Origin of the sequence: Azospirillum sp. TSO35-2 (genome assembly GCF_003116095.1) — a bacterium.
GTDB lineage: Bacteria > Pseudomonadota > Alphaproteobacteria > Azospirillales > Azospirillaceae > Azospirillum.
The window spans coordinates 257,845-282,536 of sequence record NZ_LGRA01000018.1; the positions used below are offsets into that span (position 1 = coordinate 257,845).

Below are 24,692 nucleotides of genomic sequence, written 5' to 3' on the forward strand. Positions count from 1 at the left end.
GCAATTAAGACTTACTCGCATTGTTCGGCCCGCCTATTCCGCCGCGGCGCGGACGCCGGCCGAGCGGTCGGCGAGCGCCAGGCGCAGGGCGGTGCGAAAGCGGTCGGCGACCTCGTCCAGCTCGGCGGCGGTGACGATCAGCGGCGGCAGGAAGCGCACCACCGCGCCGTGGCGGCCGCCCAGCTCCAGGATCACGCCCTGTTCCAGACAATGACGTTGCAGGGACCGGGCGAGGTCGCCGTCGGCGGGACGGGCGCCCAGCCGCGACGGCGGCCGACGCTCGTCGACGATCTCGACGCCGATCATCAACCCCGGTCCCCGCACGTCGCCCAGGCAGGGATGGTCCGCCTGGATGGCGCGCAAATGCCCGGTCAGCCGGGCGCCCAGGACGGCGGCCTGCTCGTCCAGCCGGTCGGCGCGGATGCGGCGCAGGGTTTCCAGCCCGGCGGCCATCGCCAACTGGTTGCCGCGGAAGGTCCCGGCGTGGGCACCGGGGCCCCAGCGGTCGAGATCGGCGTGGTAGACCACCACCGACAGCGGCAGCCCGCCGCCGATCGCCTTGGACAGCACGACCACGTCCGGTTCGATCCCGGAATGTTCGAAGGCGAACAGCCGGCCGGTGCGGCCCAGCCCGGTCTGCACCTCGTCGATCACCAGCGGCACGCCGTGGGCGCGGGTCAGCCGGCGCAGCCCCTGCAGCCAGCGCACCGGCGCCGGCACCACGCCGCCCTCGCCCTGCACCACCTCCACCACCACGGCGGCGGGGGTGACGATCCCGGATTCGGGGTCGCTCAGCATCTGCTCGACCAGCGCCAGCCCGGCGTCCACCCCGGCCTCGCCGCCCAGCCCGAAGGGGCAGCGGTGGTCGTAGGGATAGGGCAGCATGTGCACGTCGCCGCCGACGCCGCCCAGTGGCCGCTTCGGCCCCAGATTGCCCATGATCGCCAGCGCGCCCTGGGTCATGCCGTGGTAGCCGCCGGAGAAACCGACGATGGTGCGGCGCCCGGTGGCGGTGCGGGTCAGCTTGATCGCCGCCTCGATCCCGTCGGCGCCGGTCGGGCCGCAGAACTGGATGCGGGCGTTGCCGGCGAAGGCCGGCGGCAGGGCGGCGAACAGCTCCTCGACGAACCGGTCCTTGACCGGGGTGGTCAGGTCCAGCGTGTGCAGCGGCAGCCCGCTGTCCAGCGTCGCCCGCAGCGCCGCGACCACGTCCGGGTGGTTGTGGCCCAGCGCCAGCGTGCCGGCCCCGGCCAGGCAATCGATGTAGAGCTGCCCGGCGCTGTCGCGCAGGTAGACGCCGCGCGCCTCGGTCAGCACCAGCGGGATGCGCCGGGGGTAGGAGCGCGCGTTCGATTCGCGCGCCTCCTGCCGGCGCAGGATCGGGTCGTCGCGCAGGCGGATCGGCGGCTGGGCGCGGAAACCGTCGAGGCCGAAGGGGGCCGCAGAGGCGCCCAGTGCGGCGCCGGGTACGGCGTTCGTCGCGTCGATCATGGAAAGCGCTCCCTCGGGTGATGGGGGATCAGGCGGCGGCCTCGTCCAGCGCGCGGCGCAGGCTGAGCGGGCGCATGTCGGTCCACACCCGTTCGATGTGGGCGAGGCAGTCCTCCTTCGGGCCGCTGACGCCGACCGTCCGCCAACCCGCCGGGACCGGCTTGTGGTCCGGCCAGATCGAGTACTGCTCCTCCTCGTTCACGACGACGTGGAAGCGTGTGTCGGGGCTGTCCCAGCTCATGCCGAAGCTCCTTTGGGTCGCGGGAGGGGATGCTGTTGGGAGAAAGCGCGTCGGGAAGATCGCGCCGCGCTTTCTTGCATAATGAGATTGATTCTCATTTGCAAGTCGATTTGTTGTACGCTAACGTCCGGTTCGGATGCAGGGGGTGCGGAGCTATACCCGCACCGTGTGTGGCGTCTTTCGCCAACTCCCCTGGCGCGCACCCACAGCCGCCAGTACGCCCGCCGCGATTGCCGCCACCCCCATCGGCAGGCGCAACGCGGCCACACAGATTGAGAACGATTCTTACTCTCAGTAAAGAAGTTTCTGCCGCCTTCCCTCGAACGGACGGAACGAATCGACCGATGGACCAGCGTCTTCCCACCCTGAGCCCCCTCGCACAGCCCGATGCCCTGACGGTGCGGCCGCTGCTTCCCGGCAGCGACCTGCCACTGCTGGTGACCCCCGCTGACGGCGTTCCGGCGGCGGCCCTGAACGGCGGGGAGGACGGCTGGCGCGCGCTGCTGCCGGCGATCCACGCCGTGGTGCGCGAACGGCTGCCCCGGGCCGGCGGGCTGCTGTTCCGCGGCTTCGGGCTGCACGGCGACGCGCCCTTCCGCGCCTTCGCCGAGAGCTTCGGCCGGACGCTGCTCGACTATGATTTCGGATCGACCCCGCGGTCGGCGGTGGACAAGGGCGTCTACACCTCCACCGAATACCCGGCGCACCAGTCGATCCCGCTGCACAACGAGCAGGCCTACACCCTGCAATGGCCGCGGACGATCTGGTTCCACTGCGTGACGGCCGCCGCAACCGGCGGGGCGACGCCGATCGCCGACAGCCGGCTGGTCTACCAGCGCATCGACCCGGACATCCGCGCCCGCTTCGCCGCCAAGCGGCTGATGTATGTGCGCAATTACGGCAACGGGCTGGACCTGCCCTGGCAGCGCGCCTTCAACACCGACGACCCGGCGGAGGTCGAGCGGTTCTGCCGCGCCAACGCCATCGCCTGGGAATGGACCAACGATGGCGAGCTGCGCACCCGCCAGATCTGCCAAGCGATCGCCCGCCACCCCGACACCGCCGAGATGGTGTGGTTCAACCAGGCCCACCTGTTCCACGTCTCCAACCTGCCGCCGGCGGTGCGCGAGAGCCTGCTGGCGGTGGTCGACGACCTGTCGGAGCTGCCGCGCCACGTCTTCTACGGCGACGGCTCCCCCATCGAGGATGCGGCGCTGGACCACATCCGCGCCGTGCTGGACGGCTGCACCCGCGCCTTCCCGTGGCAGGAGGGCGACGTGATGATGCTCGACAACATGCTGGCCGCCCATGGGCGGGAGCCCTTCTCCGGCGCACGCAAGGTGGTGGTGGCGATGGCCGACCCGGTCCGCTCCCCCGACCTTCCGGCAGCGTGAGGGGGCCGCCGCGATGGACAGCATGATGACGATGACCGTGCCGCTCGGCGAGGAGCAGCGCGCGCTGTGGACGGCTTGGCGTCTGGCGCCGGGGGATCCCGCCTACAACATGACCTACGCGGCGGAGCTGGCCCCCGGCACCGACCCGCGGCGGCTGGCTGACGCCTTCGCCCGGGTCATCGCCGGGCACGAGGCGTTGAGCAGCGCCTACCGCGAGGCCGACGACGGCACGCCGGTGATGGAATTGCGGACCGGCCTCGCCCCCGACCTGACCGTCCAGGAGGTGCCGCCGCTGACCGACGAGACGCGCCGCGCGTGGCTGGAGCGCGAGGCCGATGCGCCGCTGCCGCTCGACCAGGGCGTCGCCTGCCGGGTGCGGCTGCTGGCGGAGCGCAACGGCAGCGGCGATGGTGGGGAGCGGCTCCATCTGCTGGTGGTCCTGCACCACATCGCCGGCGATTACCTGTCCTTCGAGATCCTGTGCGACCAGGCCTTCACCGCCTATGAGGCGCTGAGCGCCGGCGTTGCACCCGCCCTGCCGCCCACCGGGCGCTATCGGGCGTGGCTGGAGCGCCAGCGCGCCCGGCAATCGGGGCCGGAGGCGGCGAGGCTGGAGGCCTTCTGGCGCGACCGTCTCGCCGACAGGGCGCCGCCGCCGGCGCTGCCGACCGACCGCATCGTCCGGCCGGACACGACGGCGGAAACCGACCTCCTGCTCGACGAGACCGCCACCGGGCGGTTGCGGGCGACGGCGGAGCGGCTGGGCGTCGGCGTCTTTCCGCTGCTGACCGCGGTCTTCCAGGTTTTCCTGCACCGCTGGAGCGGCGAGGACCGCGTGCTGATCGGCACGCCGGTGTCCGGCCGCCAGGGGGCGGCGGACCGGGCGATGATCGGCTACACGCTGAACGCCCTGCCCTGGCCGGCGGATCTCCGCGGCGACCCGGCCTTCGCCACGGTGGCGCGCGAGGCGCAGCGGACGCTGACGGCGCTGCTGCGGCACCGCCGGCTGCCGCTGGCCCGCATCACCGCGCTGGCCGGCACCCCGGGGCCGCTGTTCCACCACATGACGACCTATGTGCCGGTCGGCGAGCGCACCGCCGTCAACCGCCATGTCCGGCGCCAGCTGTTCGCCCACCAGCGCGGCGCCGCCAACGCGCTGAACCTGCGCTGGGTGGATGGCGGCGACCGGCTGACCGGACAGTGGCGCCAGGACCCGGCGCTGTTCGCCCCGGACACGGCCGAGCGGATGCGGCGCGGCTTCCTCGCCCTGCTCGACCGCGCGCTCGCCGATCCGGAGGCGCCGATCTCGCGGCTGGAGGCGGTCGCCGGTGAGGCCGACCGGGCGCTGCGCCACGCCCCCGCGGAGGCCGCACCCACCACGGCGCTGTCGCTGTTCGAGGCCGGCGTCGCCAACCACCCCGGCCGTACGGCGGTGGAGGACGGCGACCGCCGCCTGAGCTACGCCGACCTCGACGCCGCGGCCGACCGGCTGGCGCGACACTTGCGCGCGGCGGGCTTGCGGCCCGGCGACCGTGTCGGGCTGTGGCTGCCGCGCGGCGCGGCGCTGGCGGTCGGCATGATCGCGGCGTGGAAGGCGGGGGCGGCCTATCTTTGCCTCGACCCGGCGCTGCCAAATGCCCGGCTCGCCTACATGGCGGCCGACAGCGGTGCCCGTGCCGTGGTCGGGCCGGGCGCGGCGCCGGACTGGCTGGGGACGGCGGCGTGGCTCGACATCGCCGGCGATCCCGGGGGCGCGTCGCCGGACCCTGCGGCCGGCGCCGTGCCGGCGTTGCCCGAGCTGCCGGCCTACCTGATCTACACCTCCGGTTCCACCGGGGCGCCGAAGGGCGTGGTCGTCACCCAGGGCAACCTCGCCACTTACGCCCGGGGCGTGCTGGCGGCGATGGCGCTGCCGGACGACGCCACGCTGGCGACGCTGGCCTCGGTGACGGCGGACCTCGGCTACACCGCGTGGTTCGGCGCCCTGCTCGGCGGGCGGACGCTGCGGGTGATTGCCCCGGCGCTGGCCGACGATCCCGAGGCGCTGGCCCGCCACCTCGCCGAACGGCCGGTCGACGCGCTGAAGATCGTGCCGTCGCACCTCGCCGCCCTGATGGCGGTCGCCGACCCGGCCCGGCTGCTGCCGCGCCGCTGCCTGGTGCTGGGCGGCGAGGCGCTGGACGGCGGCTTCGTCGCCCGGCTGCGGGCGCTGGCCCCCGGCTGCCGCGTGCTGAACCATTACGGCCCGACCGAGACCACCGTCGGCTGCCTGACCGCCGAGGCGCCGGAGGATCCCGCCGCCGCCGTGCCGGCCACCACCATGCCGATTGGCGTCCCGCTGCCCGGCGTCCGCGCCGTGGTGCTGGACCGCCACGGCGACCCGGTTCCGCTGGGCGTCGTGGGCGAGTTGGCCATCGGCGGCCCCGGCGTCGCGGCGGGCTATCTCGGCCGCCCGGCGCTGACCGCCGACCGCTTCGTGCCCGATCCGTGGGGGCAGGGCGGCCGGCTCTACCGCACCGGCGACCGGGCGCGGATGGGCACCGACGGGCGGATCGCGTTTCTGGGCCGCGCCGACGATCAGGTGAAGATCCGCGGCTTCCGCGTCGAGCTGGGCGAGGTCGAGGCGTGGCTGCGCCGCCAGCCCGGCGTCGCCGAGGCGGTCGCCGTCGCCCGCCCTGCCAAAACCGGCGACGGGTTGCGGCTCGCCGCGTTCGTCACTCCGGCAAGCCTGGACGGCGAGGCGTTGCGCGCCGCCATGGCCGCCGAGCTGCCGGACGCGATGGTGCCGGCGACGCTGCGGGCGCTGGGCGCGCTGCCCCGCCTGCCCAACGGCAAGATCGACCGCAAGGCGCTGCCGGAGGACGCCGAAGCCGCAACCGCCAGCGCCGCCACCGACCGCACCCTGTCGCCCGCCGAAGCGGCGCTGGCCGCCGTCTGGGCCGAGGTGCTGAACCGGCCCTCGGTCGGGGTGGACGAGGATTTCTTCGCCATCGGCGGCGATTCCATCCTGGCCTTGCAGGTGATCGCCAAGGCACGGCCGAAGGGACTGGCGCTGAAGCCCAAGCTGTTCTTCCAGAAACGCACCATCGCGGCGATGGTTGCAGCCCTGCCGGCCGGCAGACCGGCGGCTCCGGTTGCACCGTCCGATGCCGCGCCCTTCGCGCTGAGCGGCCTCGACGCGACAGCGCTGGCAGCGTTGCACACCGAACGGCCGGAACTGGAGGACGCCTACCCGCTGTCCTCGCTGCAACAGGGGCTGCTGTTCCACAGCCTGCTCGATCCGGCGGACGGCGCCTACATCAACCAGCTGGTGATCGAAGCCGACGGGCCGTTCGATGCCGAGCTGTTCACCGCCGCGTGGCAGGACGCCGTCACCGCCAACCCGATCCTGCGCACCGCCTTCCGCTGGGAGGGCATCGACCGGCCGCTGCAACTGGTGGAGCGCGCCGCCGCGCTGCCCGTCGCCCGGCGCGACTGGAGCGACCTGCCCGACGACGCCCGCGAGGCCGCGCTCGCCGCCTTCCTGGTGGAGGACCGGGCGCGCGGCTTCACGCTCGACCGCGCGCCGCTGATGCGGCTGGCGCTGATCGGGGCCGGGCCAAACCGCCGCTGGCTGGTGTGGAGCCGCCATCATCTGGTGGTCGACGGCTGGTGCTCCATCCTGCTGGTCGACGAGGTGCTGGAGCGCTACCGCGCCCGGCTGGCCGGAGAGGCGCCGGCGCTGCCGACCCGCCGCCCCTTCCGCGACCACGTCGCCTGGCTGGAGCGTCAGGACGGCCGGCAATCCGCCCGGTTCTGGCGCGACTTCCTGGATGGGGTGGACGGCACCACGCCGCTGCCGATGCTGGCCGAGGTTGCCTTGGGGGCCGCCCCGCAGACCGCACCAGCGATCCCGCTCGGCCGGACCGTCACGCTCGACGAGGCGGAGACCGCGAGGCTGACCGCCGCCGCCCGCGGGCTGGGCGTGACGCTGAACACGCTGCTGCAGGGCGCCTGGGGGCTGGTGCTCGCCGCCCGCGCCGGCCGTGACGACGTGCTGTTCGGCGTCACCTCCGCCGGGCGGCCGGCCGAGCTGGAGGGCGCCGAGCGCATGCTGGGCGTCTTCATCAACACGCTGCCGCTGCGGGTCCGGGCGGCGGGCAACCGGACGCTCGGCGACTATCTGCGCGGCATCCAGGCCGACAACGCGGCGATGCGCGAGCATGAGCACAGCGCGCTGGCCGACATCCAGGCCGCGGCCGGCGTGGGATCGCTGTTCGACACGCTGCTGGTGTTCCAGAACCTGCCGATGCAGGAGGGCCGGCGCCGCCGCGTCGGCGCGCTCGACCTGCGCCAGCGCGCCAATGTCGAACGCACCCACTACGCCCTGACGGTGGAGGTATTCCCCGGCGACCAATCCGGTGGTCGGCTGAGCGCCACCATCGACGCCGACGCCCGCCGGATCGACGCCGACGCGCTGGACCGGCTGGCCGACGGCTTCCGCGCCGCGCTGCTCGCCCTCGCCCAGGGCGCCGGGACGCCGCTCGCCGCCCTGCCCCGCATGGGCGAGGCGGAGGCGCGGAGCCTGCGCGGCTGGGGCCGCAACCCGGCGCCCTACGCCCTGACGCCCGGCTGGGTCGAACGCGTGGCGGCGCGGGTCGCCGCCCATCCCGACCGCGTCGCCGCCCGCTGCGACGGCGCCAGCCTGAGCTATGGCGTGTTGTGGCAGCGGTCGGAACGGCTGGCGCGCGGCCTCGTCGCCAGCGGTGTGCGGGCCGACGACGCCGTCGCGCTGCTGGCCCCGCGCGGGCTGGAGCTGCTGTGCCTGATGGTCGCCGTGCTGCGGGCCGGCGGTGCCTGGCTGCCGCTCGACCCCGGCCACCCGCCGGCGCGCTGGGCCCAGCTGGTCGAGCAGGCCGCCGAGCGGAGGGGGCGTCCGCTGGTCGTCCGCGATCCGTCCATCGCCTGCGCCCTGCCGGCGCTGACCCCGGCCGACCTGCTGGCGCGCGCCGACGACGGGTCTTTGCCGACCGCGCCGGCGCACGGCGACCAGCGCGCCTATGTGCTGTTCACCTCCGGCTCCACCGGCACGCCGAAGGCGGCGATGGTCAGCCGCGACGGCATGCTGAACAACATGCTGGCCAAGCTGGAGCCGCTGGGCTTGAGCGAGCGCGACGTCATCGCCCAGACGGCGCCGTCCTGCTTCGACATCTCGGTGTGGCAGACGCTGACCGCGCCGCTGCTGGGGGCCGTGGTGGAGATCATCCCCGACGCGGTGGTGCGCGACCCCGACGCGCTGCTCGACCGGCTGGCGGCGGCCGGCGTGACGCTGGTCGAACCGGTGCCGTCGCTGATGCGGGCGCTGGCCGACAGCCGCGGTGCGGACGGACGCCCCCGGCCGCTGCCCGCCCTGCGCTGGGTGCTGCCGACCGGCGAGGCGCTGGGCGCCGCCGACGCGCGGGCGTGGTTCGACGCCTACCCCGCCATCCCGCTGATGAACGCCTACGGCCCGGCGGAATGCGCCGACGACGTCGCCTTCCACCCGCTCCACGCCGCGCCCGAGGCCGGGGCGGTCATCCCGATCGGCCGACCGACGGCGGGGGCGGAGCTGCGGGTGGTCGACGGAGATTTGAACCCGGTGCCGGTCGGCACGGTCGGCGAGATCGCCGTCGGCGGGATCGGCGTCGGGCGCGGCTATCTCGGCGACCCGCGCCGCACCGCCGCTGCCTTCGTTCCCGACCCGCAGGGGCCGCCCGGCGCCCGGCTCTACCGCACCGGCGACCTCGGCCGCTGGTCGGCCGGCGGGCTGTTGGAGTGGGCCGGGCGCCGCGACTTCCAACTGAAGCTGCGCGGCTTCCGCATCGAGGCCGGCGAGGTCGAGGCGGCGCTGGAGCGTCATCCCGCCGTCCGCCGCGCCGTGGTGCAGCTCCGCGCCGAGCATCTGACCGCCTGGTGGGAGCCGGCCGACGGCGCCGTCCCGGATCCGGACCTCGGCCCCGATCTTGCCCACCACGCCGCCGGGTGCCTGCCGCCCTACATGGTGCCCAGCCGCTGGGTGCGGGTGACGGTGTGGCCGCGCAACGCCAACGGCAAGCTCGACCGCAAGGCGCTGCCCGATCCGACGCCCGGCGCGGAAACCGCCGCCGAGGCACCGGCCACCGACACCGAAACGCGGCTCGCCGCGCTGTGGCGGGAGCTGCTGCCGGAGGCGGTCGTCGGCCGCGACGGCGATTTCTTCGCGCTCGGCGGCCACTCGCTGCTCGCCGCAAGGCTGGTCGCCCGGCTGCGGCGCGCGGGCTGGGCCGGCCTGCCGCTGCGCGCGGTGTTCGAGGCGCCGACCCTGCGGACGCTGGCGGCCCGGCTCGACGCGGTGGGCGAGGCCGCCCTGTCGGACGACCCGCCGCTGCGCCCGGTGGAACGGCGCGCGGCGATGCCGCTGTCGCCGGCGCAGCAACGGCTGTGGCTGGTCGACCGGCTGTCCGGCGGCGGTGCCGCCTACCTGATGGCGGCGACGCTGACCCTGACCGGCGACCTCGACCCGGCGGCGCTGGAAACCGCGCTGAACGCGGTGGTCGCCCGCCACGAGATCCTGCGCACCGCCTACCCCGAGCAGGACGAGGAGCCGGTGGCGGTCGCCGTCGCCGCGATGTCGGTGCCGCTGCCGCTCGACGACCTGTCCGGCCTGCCGGCGGAGGAGCGGCAAGCTTGCGCCCGCGCGCTGGAGGAGGAACACGCCCGCAGCCCGATCGACCTCGCCGCCGGCCCCCTGCTGCGCGCCCGGCTGCTGCGGATGGACGGGCGGACGCACCGCCTGCTGTTCGCCATGCACCACATGATCGCCGACGGCTGGTCGGTCGGCGTGCTCGGCCGCGACCTCGCCACCGCCTACCGGGCGGCGCAGGCGGGAGTGGCGCCGGACTGGACGCCGCTGCCGGTGCAGTACGCCGATTATGCGGTGTGGCAGCGGGCGCTGCTGTCGGGAGCGCGGCTGGAGCGGGAAACCGCCTTCTGGCGCGACCGGCTGGCCGGTGCGCCGACGACGCTGGCGCTGCCGGCCGACCGGCCGCGGCCGGCGGTCGCCTCCACCCGCGGCGACGCGCTGCGGCTGCGGCTGGACCCGGCGCTGGTGGCGCGGGTCGGGGCGTGGGCGCGCGGGCGTGGCGCCACCCCGTTCATGGCGCTGCTGGCTTGCTTCAACGCGCTGCTGCACGCCGAGACCGGGGCCGACGACCTGCTGGTCGGCACCGACACCGCCGGCCGCCCGGCCCGCGAGCTGGAGGGGCTGATCGGCTTCTTCGTCAACGTCGTGCCGCTGCGCTCCCGCCACGCGCCGGGGCTGAGCTTCGACGCGCTGCTCGACCAGACCCGGCAAACCGCGCTGGACGCCTTCGAGCACGACGCCCTGCCCTTCGACCGCATTGTCGAGGCGGTCGGCGTGCCGCGCGACCGGGGCCGCAACCCGCTGGTGCAGGCGCTGTTCGTCCTCCAGAACGTGCCCGGCGGACCGCTGGAGCTGCCCGGCCTGACCGTCACCCAGGCGCCGCCGCCGGAGCGCCACTCCAAATTCGACATGGCGCTTTTTCTTGAACCGGATGGCGCGTCCCTCACCGTCGAGTGGGTGTTCGCCACCGCGCTGTTCGAGCCCGCGACCGTGCAACGGCTCCACCGGGGTTGGGTGGCGCTGCTGGAACGCGCCGTCGCCGACCCCTCTTCGACCGTCCAGGAGATCACACCCGTGGACCAGACCACACCCGTGGAACCGACCCGGCGCGCCGGCGCCGGCAAGCTCTCCCGCCTTGGCGGCCCGGCGGCGCCGTGCCGGCCGGCCGACCGCGAACCGGTCCGCCGCTCCTGTCTGACGCCGGGGTCCGAGTTCCCCCTCGTGATCGAACCGACGGCCGCCGACCTCGACCCGGTCGCCTGGGCGCAGGCGAACCGCGGGCTGATCGACGATCTGCTGCTGCGCCACGGCGCGATCCTGTTCCGCGGCTTCGCCCTGCCCGGCCCGCAGGCGTTCGAGAGCTTCGCCGAGGCGATGGAGCCGACCGGCCTGTTCGGCGCCTACGGCGACCTGCCGAAGAAGGAGGGCGGGCGCAACACCTACCGCTCGACGCCCTATCCGGAGCGGCAGATGATCCTCTACCACAACGAAAGCAGCCATCTCGACCGCTGGCCGCGCAAGCAGTGGTTCTTCGCCGAGCAGGTCGCCCCGGTCGGCGGCTGCACCCCGATCGTCGATTGCCGCGCCATGCTGCGCCGGCTGCCGGCCGATCTGGTGGCGACGCTGGAGCGGCGCGGGCTGCTCTATGTCCGCACCTTCACCCCGCGGCTGGATGTCGGCTGGCGCGACTTCTTCAAGACCGACGACCGTGCCGCGGTGGCGGTGCGCTGCGCGGCCGGCGGGATCGACCTGCGCTGGCTCGACCCCGAGACGCCGCAGACCCGCACCCGCGGCCCGGCGGTGATCCGCCACCCGATGAGCGGGGAGCGCAGCTTCTTCAACCAGATGCAGCTGCACCACCCCGCCTGCCTGGAGCCCGACGTGCGCGCCGACCTGCTGGAACTGGCGGGCATCGACCGCTTCCCCCGCAACGTGCTGTTCGGCGACGGCGAGCCGATCCCCGACGCGACGATGGCGCTGATCGGCGTGGTCTATGAGGCCTGCGCCCTGCGCTTCCAGTGGCAGACCGGCGACGTGGTGATGGTCGACAACATGCTGACCGCCCACGCCCGCGACCCCTTCGAAGGCCCGCGCCGCGTCGTCGTCGCGATGGGCGCCATCGTCGAACGGCAGGCGGTCATGGCGCCGCGCGACGCGGTGGAGGTGGCGTGATGGAGGAGTCGATCGCCCTGACGCCGCGCCAGCGCGACATCCTGGACGCCATCGCCAACGGCGCGCCCGACGGCGCCCCGCTGGAGATCGTCATCGACCTGGACGGTCCGCTCGACCGTGACCGGCTGCACCGGGCGGTGGAGGACGCCGCCGCCCGCTTCGACGCGCTGCGCACCGCCGTCCTGCCGGTGGCGGGTTTCCGCACGCCGCGCCAGGGCTTGCGGGCCGAGGGTCGGCCGGGTTGGGCGGACGACGATGCCGGGGATGAGCCGCTGGACCACGCCGCCGGCCGCGTCTTCCGCGCCCGGCTGCGCCACGTCGCCGCCGACCGCGCGACGTTGACGCTGGCGGTGTCGCCGCTGGTCTGCGACCGCGGCGGACTGGCCCGGTTGGTTCCGGCGCTCGCCGCCCTCTACCGGGGCGGAACTCCGGCGGATGGCATCGGCCTCGCCCGCTTCGCCGCGTGGCGCGAGGAGCTGGCCGGGTCGGAGGAGGCGGCGGACGGCCGCGCCTACTGGGCGGGCCTGGGCCTGGACGGCCTGTCCGTGCCGCGGCTGCCCTACCCGGCCCCTGTGCGGCCCGCCGACGAGGCCGCCCCGGTCCGCCGCGCCATCCCACCGCAGGTCGCGGCGGCGCTGGCCGCCATGGCACCGACCGGCGGCGTGCCGGTGGAGGCGGCGCTGCAGGCGGTGTGGTGGATCACGGTGGCGCGCATCACCGGGCAGGAGGCGTTCCGCGGGCTGTGGCTCAACGACCCGCGCCGCGACTACGACATGCTGGCCGACGGCATCGGCGCCTTCGAGGACGGTTTGCCGCTGACGCTGAGCATCCCCGCCGACGCCACGGTCGACACCGTCCTGGCTGGCATTGCCGCGACGCTCGACGCCCACCGCGACGCGCAGGAGCATCGCCCGGACACCGCCCTGACGGATGGCGCGGTCGCCTTCGCCCTGACCGACGAGCCGGTGCCGCTGAGCGCCGGCGGGCTGCGCTGGACGGTGCGGGCGCAGCCGGCGCCGCGCCCACCCTGCGGCCTGACGTTGGAGATCGTCCAGGCCGACGGCCGGCCGACCGCGGTGGCGCTGCACGGCGACCCGGCCCGCTTCGACACGGTGGCTCTGGAGGGACTGCTCGACCAGTATCTGACCGCGCTGGCCGCCCTGCCCGGCCATCGCACCGGCATTGTCGGCGCCTTGCCGCTGCTGAGCGACCGCGACCGCCGGCACCACGCGGCGCTGACCGGACCGGCGCCGGCAGCCGCCAGACCGACCCTGGTCGCGCGTCTGTCGGACCTCGCCGCCAACCAGCCCGACGCCCCGGCGTTGGCGGAGGGCACGCGGTGCTGGAGCTATGGCGAGCTGGACCGGCGGGTGGACCGGCTGGCCCACCATCTGCGCCAAGCCGGCGTCGGGCCGGAACGGCGGGTGGCGCTGGCGATGCCGCGCTCCGCGCTGCTGGTCATCGCGCTGCACGCGGTGATGCGGGCCGGCGGCGCCGCCGTGCCGGTCGATCCCGACTGGCCGGACGCCCGCCGCCGCGCGGTGATCGAGGCGGCCCGGCCGCAGCGGGTGCTGACGCCGGACGACATCGCCGCCCTGCTGGACGAACCCGCACCCGACATCGCCCTGCCCGCCCCGGCGCCGCGGGACGCCGCCTATGTCCTGTTCACCTCCGGCTCGACGGGCACGCCGAAGGGTGTGGTGGTGGAGCACGCGCAGCTCGCCGCCTACGCCGCCGCCGTCACGGAGGCGCTCGACCTCGCCTCCTGCCGGCGCTTTGCCCTGACCTCCACCGTCGCGGCGGATCTCGGCAACACCACGCTGTTCGGGGCGCTGGCGGCCGGCGGCTGTCTGGTGGTGGCGGACGAGGCGACGATGAGCGACGGCGCCGCCTTCGCCCGCTTCATCGCCGACGCGGCGATCGACTGCGTGAAGATCGTGCCGTCGCATCTGGCCGCGCTGCTCGACACGCCGGCGCCGGCGCTGCCCGGCACGCTGGTCCTGGGCGGCGAGCCGACCACCCGGCCACTGCTGGAGGCCATCCGCGCCGTCGCCCCCGGCGGCCGTGTCTTCAACCATTACGGCCCGACCGAGACGACGGTCGGCGTGATGGTCCACGCGCTGCCGCCGGACGCGCCGCTGCCGGAGCGCCTGCCGCTCGACCAAGTCCTGGCGGGCAGCCGGCTGCGGCTGCTCGACGACGCCGGCCGCCCGGTGCCGGTGGGGGCAATGGGGGAGCTGTTCGTCGGCGGCGCCCAGGTCGCCCGCGGCTATCTCGACCGCCCCGACGACCCGGCCTTCCGCCCCGATCCGGAGGCGCCGGGCCAGCGGCTCTACCGCACCGGCGACCGCGCCCGGCTGCTGCCCGGCGGCGGGTTGCTGCTGGCCGGACGGGTCGACGACCAGATGAAGATCCGCGGCTTCCGCGTCGAGCCGGCGGAGATCGAGGCGGCGTTGCTGGCGGTCACCGGCGTCGCCCAGGCCGCGGTGCGGCTGTGGGGCGAGGGCGAGAAGCGGCTGGTCGGCTATCTGGTCCCGGCGGCCGGCGTCACGCCCGACCCGGCGGCGATCCGGCAGGGGCTGCGCGACCGCCTGCCCGACGCGATGATCCCCGCCGCGCTGGTGGTGCTGGACCGGCTGCCACGGCTCGGCAACGGCAAGATCGACCGCGCCGCCCTACCGGAGCCGGTCGCGGAGCCGGTCACGGTTGCGGCGCAGGACGGCGAAGCGGCACCGCCGCTGGAATCGCTGATCGCCGGCCTGTTCGCCGGGCTGCTGGAGCGCGAGCGGGTCGGGATGGCCGACAACCTGTTCGACCTCGGCGGCCATTCGCTGCTGGTCATCAAGCTGGTCGCCCGGCTGCGCGAGCGGCTGGGGGTGGAGGTGCCGCCGGGCATCGTCTTCGACCACCCGACTCCGGCCGCCCTTGCCCGCGCGCTGCGCGACGGCGAGGCGGAGCCGGGGCGGCTCGACCGGGCCGCCGCCTAACCGGCGGCCGGCATCCCCTTCACGACAGACGGTTCCGCGTCCATGGCCGACACGCTTCACCCCACCCCGCACGACATCGCGCGGGGGTTCGCCCGCCTGCCGACGGACAAGCGACGCGCCTTCCTCGACGCGCTGCGGGCGCGCGGCATCGCCTTTTCCCGGCTGCCGGTGCCGCGCCGCGACGGCCCAGCCGACCGCGCCGCGCTGTCGCCCGCCCAGCGCCGGCTGTGGACGTTGCACCGGCTCGACCCGCGGTCGGCCGCCTACCACATGCCGGGCGTCTTCCGCCTGCGCGGGGATTTGGACGTCGCGGCGCTGGAGGCCGCGCTGACCGCCGTCGCCGACCGCCACGACATCCTGCACACCGCCTACCGCGAGGGGGCGGACGGCACCCCGCAGGCGGTGCGGCTGCCGCGGCGACCGCTGCGACTCGGCCGTCACGACCTGCGCGAACGGCCGGCGGTGGAGCGGGAATCCGACGCCCGGACGCTGGCCGAACGCCTGACCGCCGCCCCCTTCGACCTGGAGAAGGCGGAGCCCTGGCGCGCCGACCTGCTGCGGCTGGGGCCGGACGAGCATTGGCTGGTGGTGACGCTGCACCACATCGCCGCCGACGGCGCCTCCATCGCGCTGCTGATGGCCGATCTGGTCGAGGCCCACCGCGCCGCCGCCACCGGCCAACCGCCAGAGTTGCCCGCCTTGCCGGTGCAATACGCCGACGTCGCGGCGTGGCAGGCGGCGTGGCTCGACGCCGGCGAGGCGGAGCGCCAGACCGCCTTCTGGCGCACCACCCTGGCCGGCGCCCCGGCCCTGCTGACGCTGCCCGGCGGCGGTGGCGATGGCCAGATGGGCGGCCATTCGGGCGGCCAGGGCGGCGAAGAGGTGGCGACCCTGCCGCCCGACCTCGCGGAAGCCTTGAAGGGGCTGGCGGCGCGGCAGGGCTGCACCCTGTTCACGTTGCTGCTCGCCGCCTACGCCCTGCTGCTGGGACGGATGAGCGGCCAGGAGGATGTGGTGGTCGGCGTGCCGGCCGCCGGCCGGCGCCAACCCGAGACCGAAGGGCTGATCGGCTGCTTCGTCAACACCCTGCCTCTGCGTCTCCGCCTCGACGGGCCGCAGCCGTTCCGGCTGTGGCTGGACGGCGTCGCCACGGCGATGGCCGACGCCCAGGACCACCAGGATCTCCCCTTCGAGCGCATCGTCGAGGCGCTGAAGCCGGAGCGCGGCAGCCATCCGCTGGTGCAGGTGATGTTCGACCACCGGCCGGCGCCGCCGTTGTTCCAGGGGCTGGACGGGCTGACGGTGGAGCCGGTCGACCTGCCGGTGCGCACCGCCAAGTTCGCCCTGGCGCTCGGCAGCGTCGAGCGGCCGGACGGTTCCATCCTGGTCCGGCTGGCCCACCGCGGCACCGCCACGGCCGCCTCGCGCATCCTCCGGCGCTGGCTGCGGCTGCTGGCCCAGATCGCCGCCGATCCCGACCGCAGCCTGCGCGCCTTCGACCCGCGCAGCGAGGACGAGAGCCGGGCCATCGCCGGCTGGAGCCTCGACCCGGCCTGGACGGGCCCGACCCCCAACCCGCCCCCCGACCCGGTGCCGGTCCTGCTCGCCCGCCTCGCGGCGGACCGGCCGGACGCCCCGGCGGTGCTGTTCGGCGAGACGGTGCTGAGCCGGGGCGACCTCGACCGCCGCGCCAACCGGCTGGCCCGCCGGCTGATCGCGCGCGGCGCCGGGCCGGAGCGGCGGGTCGGCGTCTGCCTGGAACGCTCGCCCGACCTGATCGTCGCCTTCCTGGCGGTGCTGAAGTCGGGCGCCGCCTTCGTACCCCTCGACCCCACCCACCCGGCTGAGCGCCAGCGCGTCATCCGCGATGCCGCCGGCCTGTCGCTGCTGATCGCCCGCGCGCCGCTCGACGATCTGCCGACGGTCGACCCGGACGAGGACACAGACGAGCCCGGCGGCGACCCCGGCGTGACGATCCTCCCGCGCAGCCTCGCCTATGTCATCCACACCTCCGGCTCGACCGGCGCGCCGAAGGGTGTGGCGGTGGAGCATGGGCCGCTCGCCATGCATTGCGTCGCCACCGGCGCCGTCTACGACATGACGGCGGACAGCCGCGAGCTGCATTTCCTATCCTTCACCTTCGACGGCGCGCACGAGCGCTGGATGACCGCGCTGGCCAGCGGCGGCGCCATCCTGCTGCGCGACGACAGCCTGTGGACGGTCGAGCAGACCTACGACGCCATCCGCCGCCACCGCGTCACCCACGCCGGCTTCCCGCCGAAATACCTGCAACAGCTTGCCGCCTGGGCCGAGGAGCAGGGTGGCGAGCCGCCGCCGGTCCAGCTCTATTCCTTCGGCGGGGAGGCGATGCCGCGCGCAGGGCTGGAGCGGCTGTTCCGCGCGCTGCGGCCCCGGCACGCCATCAACGGCTACGGCCCGACCGAGACGGTGGTGACGCCGCTGGTGTGGAAGGGCGACGGCGCCAGCCTGCCCGACAGCGCCTATGTGCCGATCGGCCGACCGGTCGGCGACCGCAGCGCCCACATCCTGGACGACGACCTGCGCCCGGTCGCCATCGGCGTGACCGGGGAGCTGTGGATCGGCGGCGGCGGTCTGGCCCGCGGCTATCTCGGCCGCCCGGCGGCGACGGCGGAGCGTTTCATCCCCGACCCCTTCGGCGCCGCCGGTGGCCGGCTCTACCGCACCGGCGACCTCGCCCGCTGGCGCGAGGACGGCACGGTCGAGTTCCTCGGCCGCCGCGACCATCAGGTCAAGCTGCGCGGCTTCCGCATCGAGCTGGGCGAGATCGAGGCCCATCTGGCGGCCGAACCCGGCGTGCGCGAGGCGGTGGTGGTCGCCTGGGAGACGAACGGCGTCACCCGGCTCGTCGGCTATCTGGTGCCGGTCGCCGGCCAGCGCCCCGACCCGGCCGCCGTCGCCGCCGCGCTGGCGGCGCGGCTGCCCGCCCACATGGTGCCGGCGCGCCTGATGCTGCTGGACGCCATCCCGGTGACGCCGACCGGCAAGCTCGACCGCGCCGCCCTGCCGGTGCCGCGCTGGGAGTCGGCCGCCCAGGCGGCGCCGCGCACCCCAGCCGAAACGCTGCTCGCCCGGCTGTGGCGGGAGGCGCTGGGGGCGGAGCGGGTCGGCGTCACCGACAATTTCTTCGAGATCGGCGGCGATTCGATCATCGCCCTGCAGATCGTCGCCCGCGCCCGCGCCGCCGGGCTGCGGGTGACGCCCAAGCAGTTGCTGGAACGCCAGACCATCGCCGCGCTGGCCCTGGTGGCGGAGGAAATCGCCCCGGCCGACCGCGGCGCGACCGCCGCGGCGCCGGCCGGCCCGTCGCCGCTGACGCCGATCCAGGCCTGGTTCTTCGACCAGCCGATCCCGCGCCGCGACCGCTGGAACCAGTCGGTGCTGCTCGCCGCCACCGGACCGGTCGACGCGGCGCGGCTGGCGTCGGCGCTCGCCATGGTCGCCGGCCGGCACGACGCCCTGCGCCTGCGCTTTGCCCGCGACGCCGCGGGCGTGTGGCGGCAGACCCACGCCGACGGCCCGGCCACCATCCCGCTGGAGGAGGCGGACGCGCCGGACGATGCCGCGGTCACCCGGCTGTGCGACGCGGCGCAAGCGGACCTCCACCTCGCGCGCGGGCCGCTGATGCGGGCGCTGCTGATCCGCAAGGCAGATGGCGGGCAGCGGCTGTTCCTGGTCGCCCATCATCTGGTGGTCGACGGCGTGTCCTGGCGCATCCTGCTGGAGGATCTGAAGGCCGCCCTGCAAGGCCCCTGCAGGCTCGACGCGCTGCCGCCGGCCGGCACGCCCTTCGCCCTGTGGGCGCGGCGGCTGGCGGCGCTGGCGGAAACGCCGCGTTTCCTCGACCAACTGCCGCGCTGGCGGGCGGCGCTCGACAGCCCGCCGCTGCCGGTGGCGGGGTCCCTGGCGGCCAACACCCGCCGCCACGCCGCGACCCGCAGCCTGCGCCTCGACCCGGCGCGGACCCGCGCGCTGCTGACCGACGCGCCGGCGGCCTACCGCACGCGCATCGACACGCTGCTGCTGACCGCGCTGGCCGGCACAGTCGCCCGCCGCTGGTCGCTCGACGCCGTCACCATCCATGTCGAGGGGCATGGCCGGGAGGAGTTGTTCCCCGACCTCGACATCGGCCGGACGGTCGGCTGGTTCACCAGCGTCTATCCGCTGCGCCTCGCCCCGCCGCCCGGTTGGGATGGCGCGATCCGCCACGTCAAGGAGGCGCTGCGCGCCGTGCCCGACGCCGGCATCGGCTTCAACCTGCTGCGCCATCTCGGGCCGGCCGACGCGCGGGCGGCGCTGTCGGCCGGGCCGGTGGCGCTGTCCTTCAACTATCTCGGCCAGTTCGATGCGACCGCCGCCGACGGCCCCTGGCGCCCGGCGCCCGAGGAATGCGGCGCCGGCACCGACCCCGACGCGCCGCTGGGCGCCCTGCTGTCGATCGACGGGCAGGTGATGGACGGCGCGCTGACCCTGCACGCCCGCTTCAGCACCGCCCTGTTCGCCGATCAGGAGATCGACGCGCTGATGGCGGCGTGCGAGGCGGCGCTGGCGGCGCTGATCGCCCATTGCGCCGCGACCGAACCGGGGCAGGCGACGCCGTCCGACTTCCCGCTCGCCGGGCTGACCCAGGCGCAGCTCGACGGGCTACCGGTGCCCGCCCCGGCCATCGCCGATCTCGTCCCGCTGACGCCGATGCAGGCGGCGATGCTGCGCCACGGCTTGGCCGACCCGGCGTCGGACGCCTACACGGTGCAGGTCTGGGCCGCCATCGACGGGCTGGAGGTGGAGCGGCTGGCGGCGGTCTGGCGCAGCGTCGTCGCCCGCCACGACGTGCTGCGCGGCGGCATGGCCTGGGACGGGCTGCCGGAGCCGCTGATGGTGGTGCGCAAGATGGCGGAGATGCCCTTCACCGTGCTGGACTGGCGGGGAGAGCCGGACGCCGACGCCGCCTGGGATGCGCTGTGCGACCGCGAGCACCGCCGCCGCTTCGACATGACGCAGGCGCCGCTGATGCGGGTCACGCTGGCCCGCACCGGGCCGGCGACCCACCGCTTCCTGTGGACGTGGCATCACGCGCTGCTCGACGGCTGGAGCATGTCGCGCCTGCTGGGCGAGGTGCTGCGCCTCTATGACGGCGAGGCGGTGCCGGCCGCGACGGCGCGCTGCCGCGACGTGGTCGCCTGGAACCGGGCGCAGGACCGCGCCGCCGCGCATGCCCATTGGCGCGACCGGCTGGCGACCCTGCCCGCCCCGACCCTGCTGTCCGCCGTGCTGTCCGCGCCGGACCGGTCGGAGCCAGACGGGGCGGTGGAACGGCTGATCGACGAGGCCACCGTCCGCCGGCTCCAGCGTGTCGCCGGGGCGGAGAAGGTGACGCTCAACACGCTGGTGCAGGCCGCTTGGCTGCGCGCGCTGTCCGAACGGACCGGGCAGCGCGTTGTCGCCTTCGGCGCCACCATGTCCGGCCGCTCCATCGAGATGCCGGGCATCGACGGCGTCACCGGGCTGCTGGTCGGCACCCTGCCGGTGGTGTGCGCGGTCGATGATGGGGGTGATGAGGGCGCGTGGCTGCGCGGGCTGCTGGCCGACAACATCGCCGCCCGCCAGCACGAGCACGCGCCACCGCCGGCCCTGCAATGCTGGACCGATCCGGCCGCGGCGCCGTTCGACAGCGTCATGGTGTTCGAGAACTACCCGGTCGACGACGCCCTGCGGCAGAGCGAGCGCGGCGCCCTGTCCTTCCGCGACGTCGGCAACCGGGGACGGACCAGCTACCCGCTGACGCTGGTGGTGGTGCCGCGCGACACGCTGACCCTGCGGCTCGAACACGCCGGCGCGCGCTTCCGGGCGGCCGACATCGGTGCCCTGGCGGACCGGCTGGTCGCGCGGCTGGAGGAGGTCGCCGGCCCGGCTATTCCGGCACCAGCGCCTCCGCCTGGGTGAAGTTGAAGTATTTGCCGACGGAGATCCGGCGGGCGCGCCGCACCTCGACGACGCCCAACCGGGCGAGCGCCGACCGGTCGGGTGGCGACTTGGCCAGCGCCGGATGGGCGATCACCGCGCGCAAGGCGCCGAGCGACATCGGGATCCGCCCGATCGGCCAGCGCAGCTCGATACCGCCCTTGCCGTCCACCGTGGTGCCGAGCGTGAGAAAGCGCGTGCGGCCGCGCCGCTCCACCGCCGCCCCCGGCAGGGCGGCAAGGCCGATGGCGGCGAGGCGGTTGGCGCCATGGACGGTGCGGCCGGGGTCGGTCGAGGGATCGGCGAAGCGCAGGGCGTAGCGCCGGTCCTCCGCCGGATCCCAGCGGAAGCTGTCGGTTCCGTCCGTCCGTGCCCATGGGGCGAACAGCGCCTCGGCGATCTTGCCCGGCGCGTTGAGGTCGGGCGGGTTGCGCTTCTTGGCCAGCCCCTTGGGCAGGACACCCTTCGGCACCTCCGCCAGCCGGGTCAGGAAATGCTGATGCCCCTGGCCGAACATCGCGCACAGCGGCGAGGCGATGATGCGGCCATCGTCCTTCAGCGCGCCGTCGGTGAACAGCGCGTCGAGCAGCGCGGCGCGCCGGGGATGGTCCGACGCCTCCGCGAGCAGGACCCTGGCCCGCTGGCGGTCGAAGGTGAGATCCGACGCCCCGGCGAAGTCATGGTCCCGGGCCAGATCGGCGCACCCCCCGGCCACCTCCCGCACGACGTCCTCCTGCGACGCCGCGGCGGCCAGGGTCAGGACCGGGCGCAGCGGCGCCCCGTCCCAGTGGACGCGCGGGCGCCAGTCGGGCACCCGGGCCTCGAGCGCCCGCAGCGTTCCCAGCAGCGCCAGGAAGGCGAGCAGGTTCCCCGGTTCCAGCCCGACCAGACGATGGGTTGCGGTCATCGGTCCTTCTCCTCGTCTTCGGACGCGCGATGGTCGGCCAGCCGCAGAACCGCCTCCAGCCGCGCCAGCCCCCACAGCCCGTACCGCTCCTTCAAGCACGTGAACAGGCCGGGCCAGTCGCGGCCACCGAACTCGAAGTCCGGACGCTGCGGCCCCGGCTGGCCGGGCGCCTCCCGTGGGTCGTCGTGCGGGAACAGGGGGCGGCCATAGCCGTGGTGGACGCCGACCAGCCAGAGAACCAGCTCCGGATCCGGCGCGGCGGCCAGCCTGGGGTCGGCGAGCGCCCGCGTCACCGACGCCACCTCGTGCCGCCAAGGATCGGGAAGCCCCGCCGACCGGCGTGCCGCGCGGCTTTCGTGCCCGGTCATGCGGCGCGCCGATTTGGCCAGCGGCGTGTCGGACGCGATGGTCGCCGCGAGGCGGTCGCCGCCACGCAGCCACGCCTGGAACCGGGCGTCGCCCTTGCCTTCGTCGTGCAGGCGCGCGGCCAGCGCGACGTCGGCGACCCGTGCCGGGGACAGGCCGGCGGCCTCGGCGAACGCCGCCGCCTTCACGCCGACATCCTCGCCATGCCGGGCGAGGCCGATGCCGTCGCCGGTGAGCGTTCCGCTCTCGTCGTCCTCGGTGGCGGACACCGCGCTGCGCCGGCCTTTCAACCGCCGGCCGGTCAGGATCCGGCCGCCATAGCCGCTCGGCCGGCTGACGGTCCAGCCCTCCGTCGCCTCGATGATCCCCTTCGCCTTCAGCGCGTCGAGCAGTTCGTCATCGCCCAGATCCTGGTTGCCGAGCAGAGCCAGCAGCCCGTCGCGAAGCCCGTCCGCCACCAGTTCCGGATGCACCCGCATCACCGGCCGGGGTGGACAGGGGCGTTCATCACCCAGGTCCGACACGCGCTCGGCGGACGCCGGCTTCCAGCCGTGGTCGTCACAGCCGCCGTAGGTCGCGGGCACGACGATGACGTCGCCCGGCCGCAGATTGCCCGCGTACACGGCGGCGGTGTCCAGCCCGGCCCAGCGGAAGGCCCGGCGCCCGCCGGCGATGCGCTCGCCCGCCTGCGGGTCCGGGACACCTTCCAGGTCGGTGACCGCCGTGGCCGGGCCGTGGCCGGCCCTCGCCAGCCAGGATTTGGCCGCCCAGATGGGAACCGCCAGCGTCTCCCCCGCGTGCGGCGGGACCAGCATCAGCAGTTCGCCAACGGCGGCGGGTGGTGTCTGCGGCGCGATGTCGGCCCGCCAGACGATCTGGACGTCCGCCGGCCCGGTCTTCGGTCCGTGCAGGAAGGGCGCCAACTCCGGATCGATGTGCGGGATCGGGGCGGTCCAGGACAGCAGCTCCACATCGGCGGGACGCAACACGGGGGCATCCGGCTTTTCGGCGGACAGCTCCGCCACGCCGCCGTGGGCGGCGACCCGCGCATCCATCGCGACGATGCCGAAATCCACCCGGGGATCGACCGACGCGGCCTTGCCCTTGCCACCGGCCTTCGCCGACGCCGGACTTTCGGCAATGGAGACGAGCCAGTCCCAGGTCTTGCGGGCGCGGTCGCCATAGACCGCGTCGTCGGCCTTCGCCGCAACCTCGTCCCTGGCGGCGAGGATGACCGCCGTCGCCGCGCCTTGACGGCCCAGGCGGTTCAGCCGGCCGAAACGCTGGCGCAGGCTGTCGAGCGGCGCGATCTGGGTGACCAGACCGTCGAAATCGAAGTCGGCCCCGGCCTCGATGGTCTGGGTGGCGACCACGATCAGAGGCGGGTCGGCCGGCTCCGCACCGGACCGCAGGCGTTCCGCGTGTCGATCCATGAGAGCCTTGCGGTCCAGGTCCCGGATCCGGCCGGTCAGCAGGATGGTGTCCGTCCCCGCGGCGGCCTCGTCCGCGGCAAGTCTGACGCGCACCGCGTCGAACACGGCCCGGGCCAGCGCGACGCGGTTGACCACCACCGCCAGCGGCCGCAACGCCCCGCCACCGGCGGAGCGCCGCTCCGCCAGCAGGCCGAGAACGGCCTTGGCGAAGGCGTCGGCGTGCGGGCCGGGGTCCTCCTTGGCCGACAGCTCCAGCCGGTGCAGCACCGCCGGCTTCGCCGCCACCAGACGGGGACCGAGAACCGGGTCGGCGTGGTCGTCGTCCAGCAGGCGGAAGGGATCGGCCGAGCCGCCTTGCGGCGTCGCCGACAGGCCGACAACCTGCCAGCGCCTCGGTTCACCATCCTGCGCCGCACGGCCGAGCCGGCCGACGCGGTCGAGCGTCTGGGTGAACGGAGCGGCCAGATGCGCCTCGTCGAGGAGGAGAAGGCAATCGCTGCCGAGCAGCCCGGCATGGACCGGCTTCATCCCGTCGGACACGCCGTAGCCGCGGAACAGCAGCCGCGACCCGACCTGATCCACCGTCGAACACAGGACGGTCGGCTGGGCCGGGGTGCGCGCCCAGTCGTCTTCGCGCGGGATGCCGCCACGCAGCCGGGCGACCTCCAGCGGCCGGCCGCCGCAGCCCAGCCAGCGCAGCCGCGCCGCCATGCGGGCCAGCGGACCGTCGCCGGCCGCCCGCTCCAGGGCGGCGGCGATCCGCTCGGCGCGCTCGAACGCCTCGTCGACGATCAGGCGGCGGTCGACGACGAAGGCGATGCGCACCGGCGCCCGGCGGTCCGGCCCCCGGTCGGCGTCCAGCGCCAGATGGAACAGCGCCACGTCGATGGCGGCGGTCTTGCCCGACCCGGTCGGCAGCGCAAGCGCCGTCGGCCAGCCCCGCTCGACCACCTGGGCGACCAGACGGGCCTGCCAGGGAAAGGGAGAGGGCACGCCATGGATGGCGGCGAAGACCGCGGGGAACTCCGCGGGGGAGAGCGGCGGCAGGGTCATGATCGGTC

Annotated in this window: 8 protein-coding genes; 4 read left to right on the forward strand and 4 right to left on the reverse strand. The window is 75.0% G+C overall.

Going from position 1 to position 24,692, the window contains the following annotated elements:
* Positions 1–33: 33 nt before the first annotated feature.
* A complete protein-coding gene (locus TSO352_RS12145; RefSeq protein WP_109107599.1) occupies positions 34–1,491 on the reverse strand; it encodes a diaminobutyrate--2-oxoglutarate transaminase in 1,458 nt (485 codons plus the stop codon).
* A 28-nt stretch (positions 1,492–1,519) separates the two neighbouring features.
* A complete protein-coding gene (locus tag TSO352_RS12150) occupies positions 1,520–1,732 on the reverse strand; it encodes an MbtH family NRPS accessory protein (RefSeq protein WP_109107600.1) in 213 nt (70 codons plus the stop codon).
* Positions 1,733–2,076: 344 nt separating this feature from the next.
* Between TSO352_RS12150 and TSO352_RS12155 the strand changes: the two genes are divergently transcribed.
* The 4 genes from TSO352_RS12155 to TSO352_RS12170 are packed head-to-tail and all read left to right on the forward strand — an operon-like array spanning position 2,077 to position 20,907.
* Positions 2,077–3,126: a TauD/TfdA family dioxygenase gene (locus TSO352_RS12155; protein ID WP_109107601.1), complete on the forward strand. Its 1,050-nt coding sequence runs from the start codon at positions 2,077–2,079 to the stop codon at positions 3,124–3,126.
* Between the two features lie 13 nt (positions 3,127–3,139).
* Positions 3,140–11,938 carry a non-ribosomal peptide synthetase gene (locus tag TSO352_RS12160; RefSeq protein ID WP_199231577.1) on the forward strand — a complete coding sequence of 2,933 codons (8,799 nt, stop codon included), beginning with the start codon at positions 3,140–3,142 and terminating at the stop codon, positions 11,936–11,938.
* A complete protein-coding gene (locus TSO352_RS12165) occupies positions 11,938–14,925 on the forward strand; it encodes an amino acid adenylation domain-containing protein (protein ID WP_109107602.1) in 2,988 nt (995 codons plus the stop codon). The genes TSO352_RS12160 and TSO352_RS12165 overlap by 1 nt, the downstream gene beginning before the upstream one ends.
* A gap of 42 nt (positions 14,926–14,967) precedes the next feature.
* Positions 14,968–20,907 (forward strand): non-ribosomal peptide synthetase, encoded by a 5,940-nt coding sequence (locus TSO352_RS12170; RefSeq protein ID WP_109107603.1) that lies wholly within the window; start codon positions 14,968–14,970, stop codon positions 20,905–20,907.
* Here TSO352_RS12170 and TSO352_RS12175 read toward each other — a convergent pair.
* Positions 20,876–21,832 (reverse strand): hypothetical protein, encoded by a 957-nt coding sequence (locus TSO352_RS12175; protein ID WP_109107604.1) that lies wholly within the window; start codon positions 21,830–21,832, stop codon positions 20,876–20,878. The two genes, TSO352_RS12170 and TSO352_RS12175, sit on opposite strands and share 32 nt — an antisense overlap.
* Positions 21,829–24,684, reverse strand: a complete 2,856-nt coding sequence (gene cas3u, locus TSO352_RS12180) for a type I-U CRISPR-associated helicase/endonuclease Cas3 (RefSeq protein ID WP_158284574.1) — start codon at positions 24,682–24,684, stop codon at positions 21,829–21,831. Before cas3u ends, TSO352_RS12175 begins: the two co-directional genes overlap by 4 nt.
* Positions 24,685–24,692: the final 8 nt, after the last annotated feature.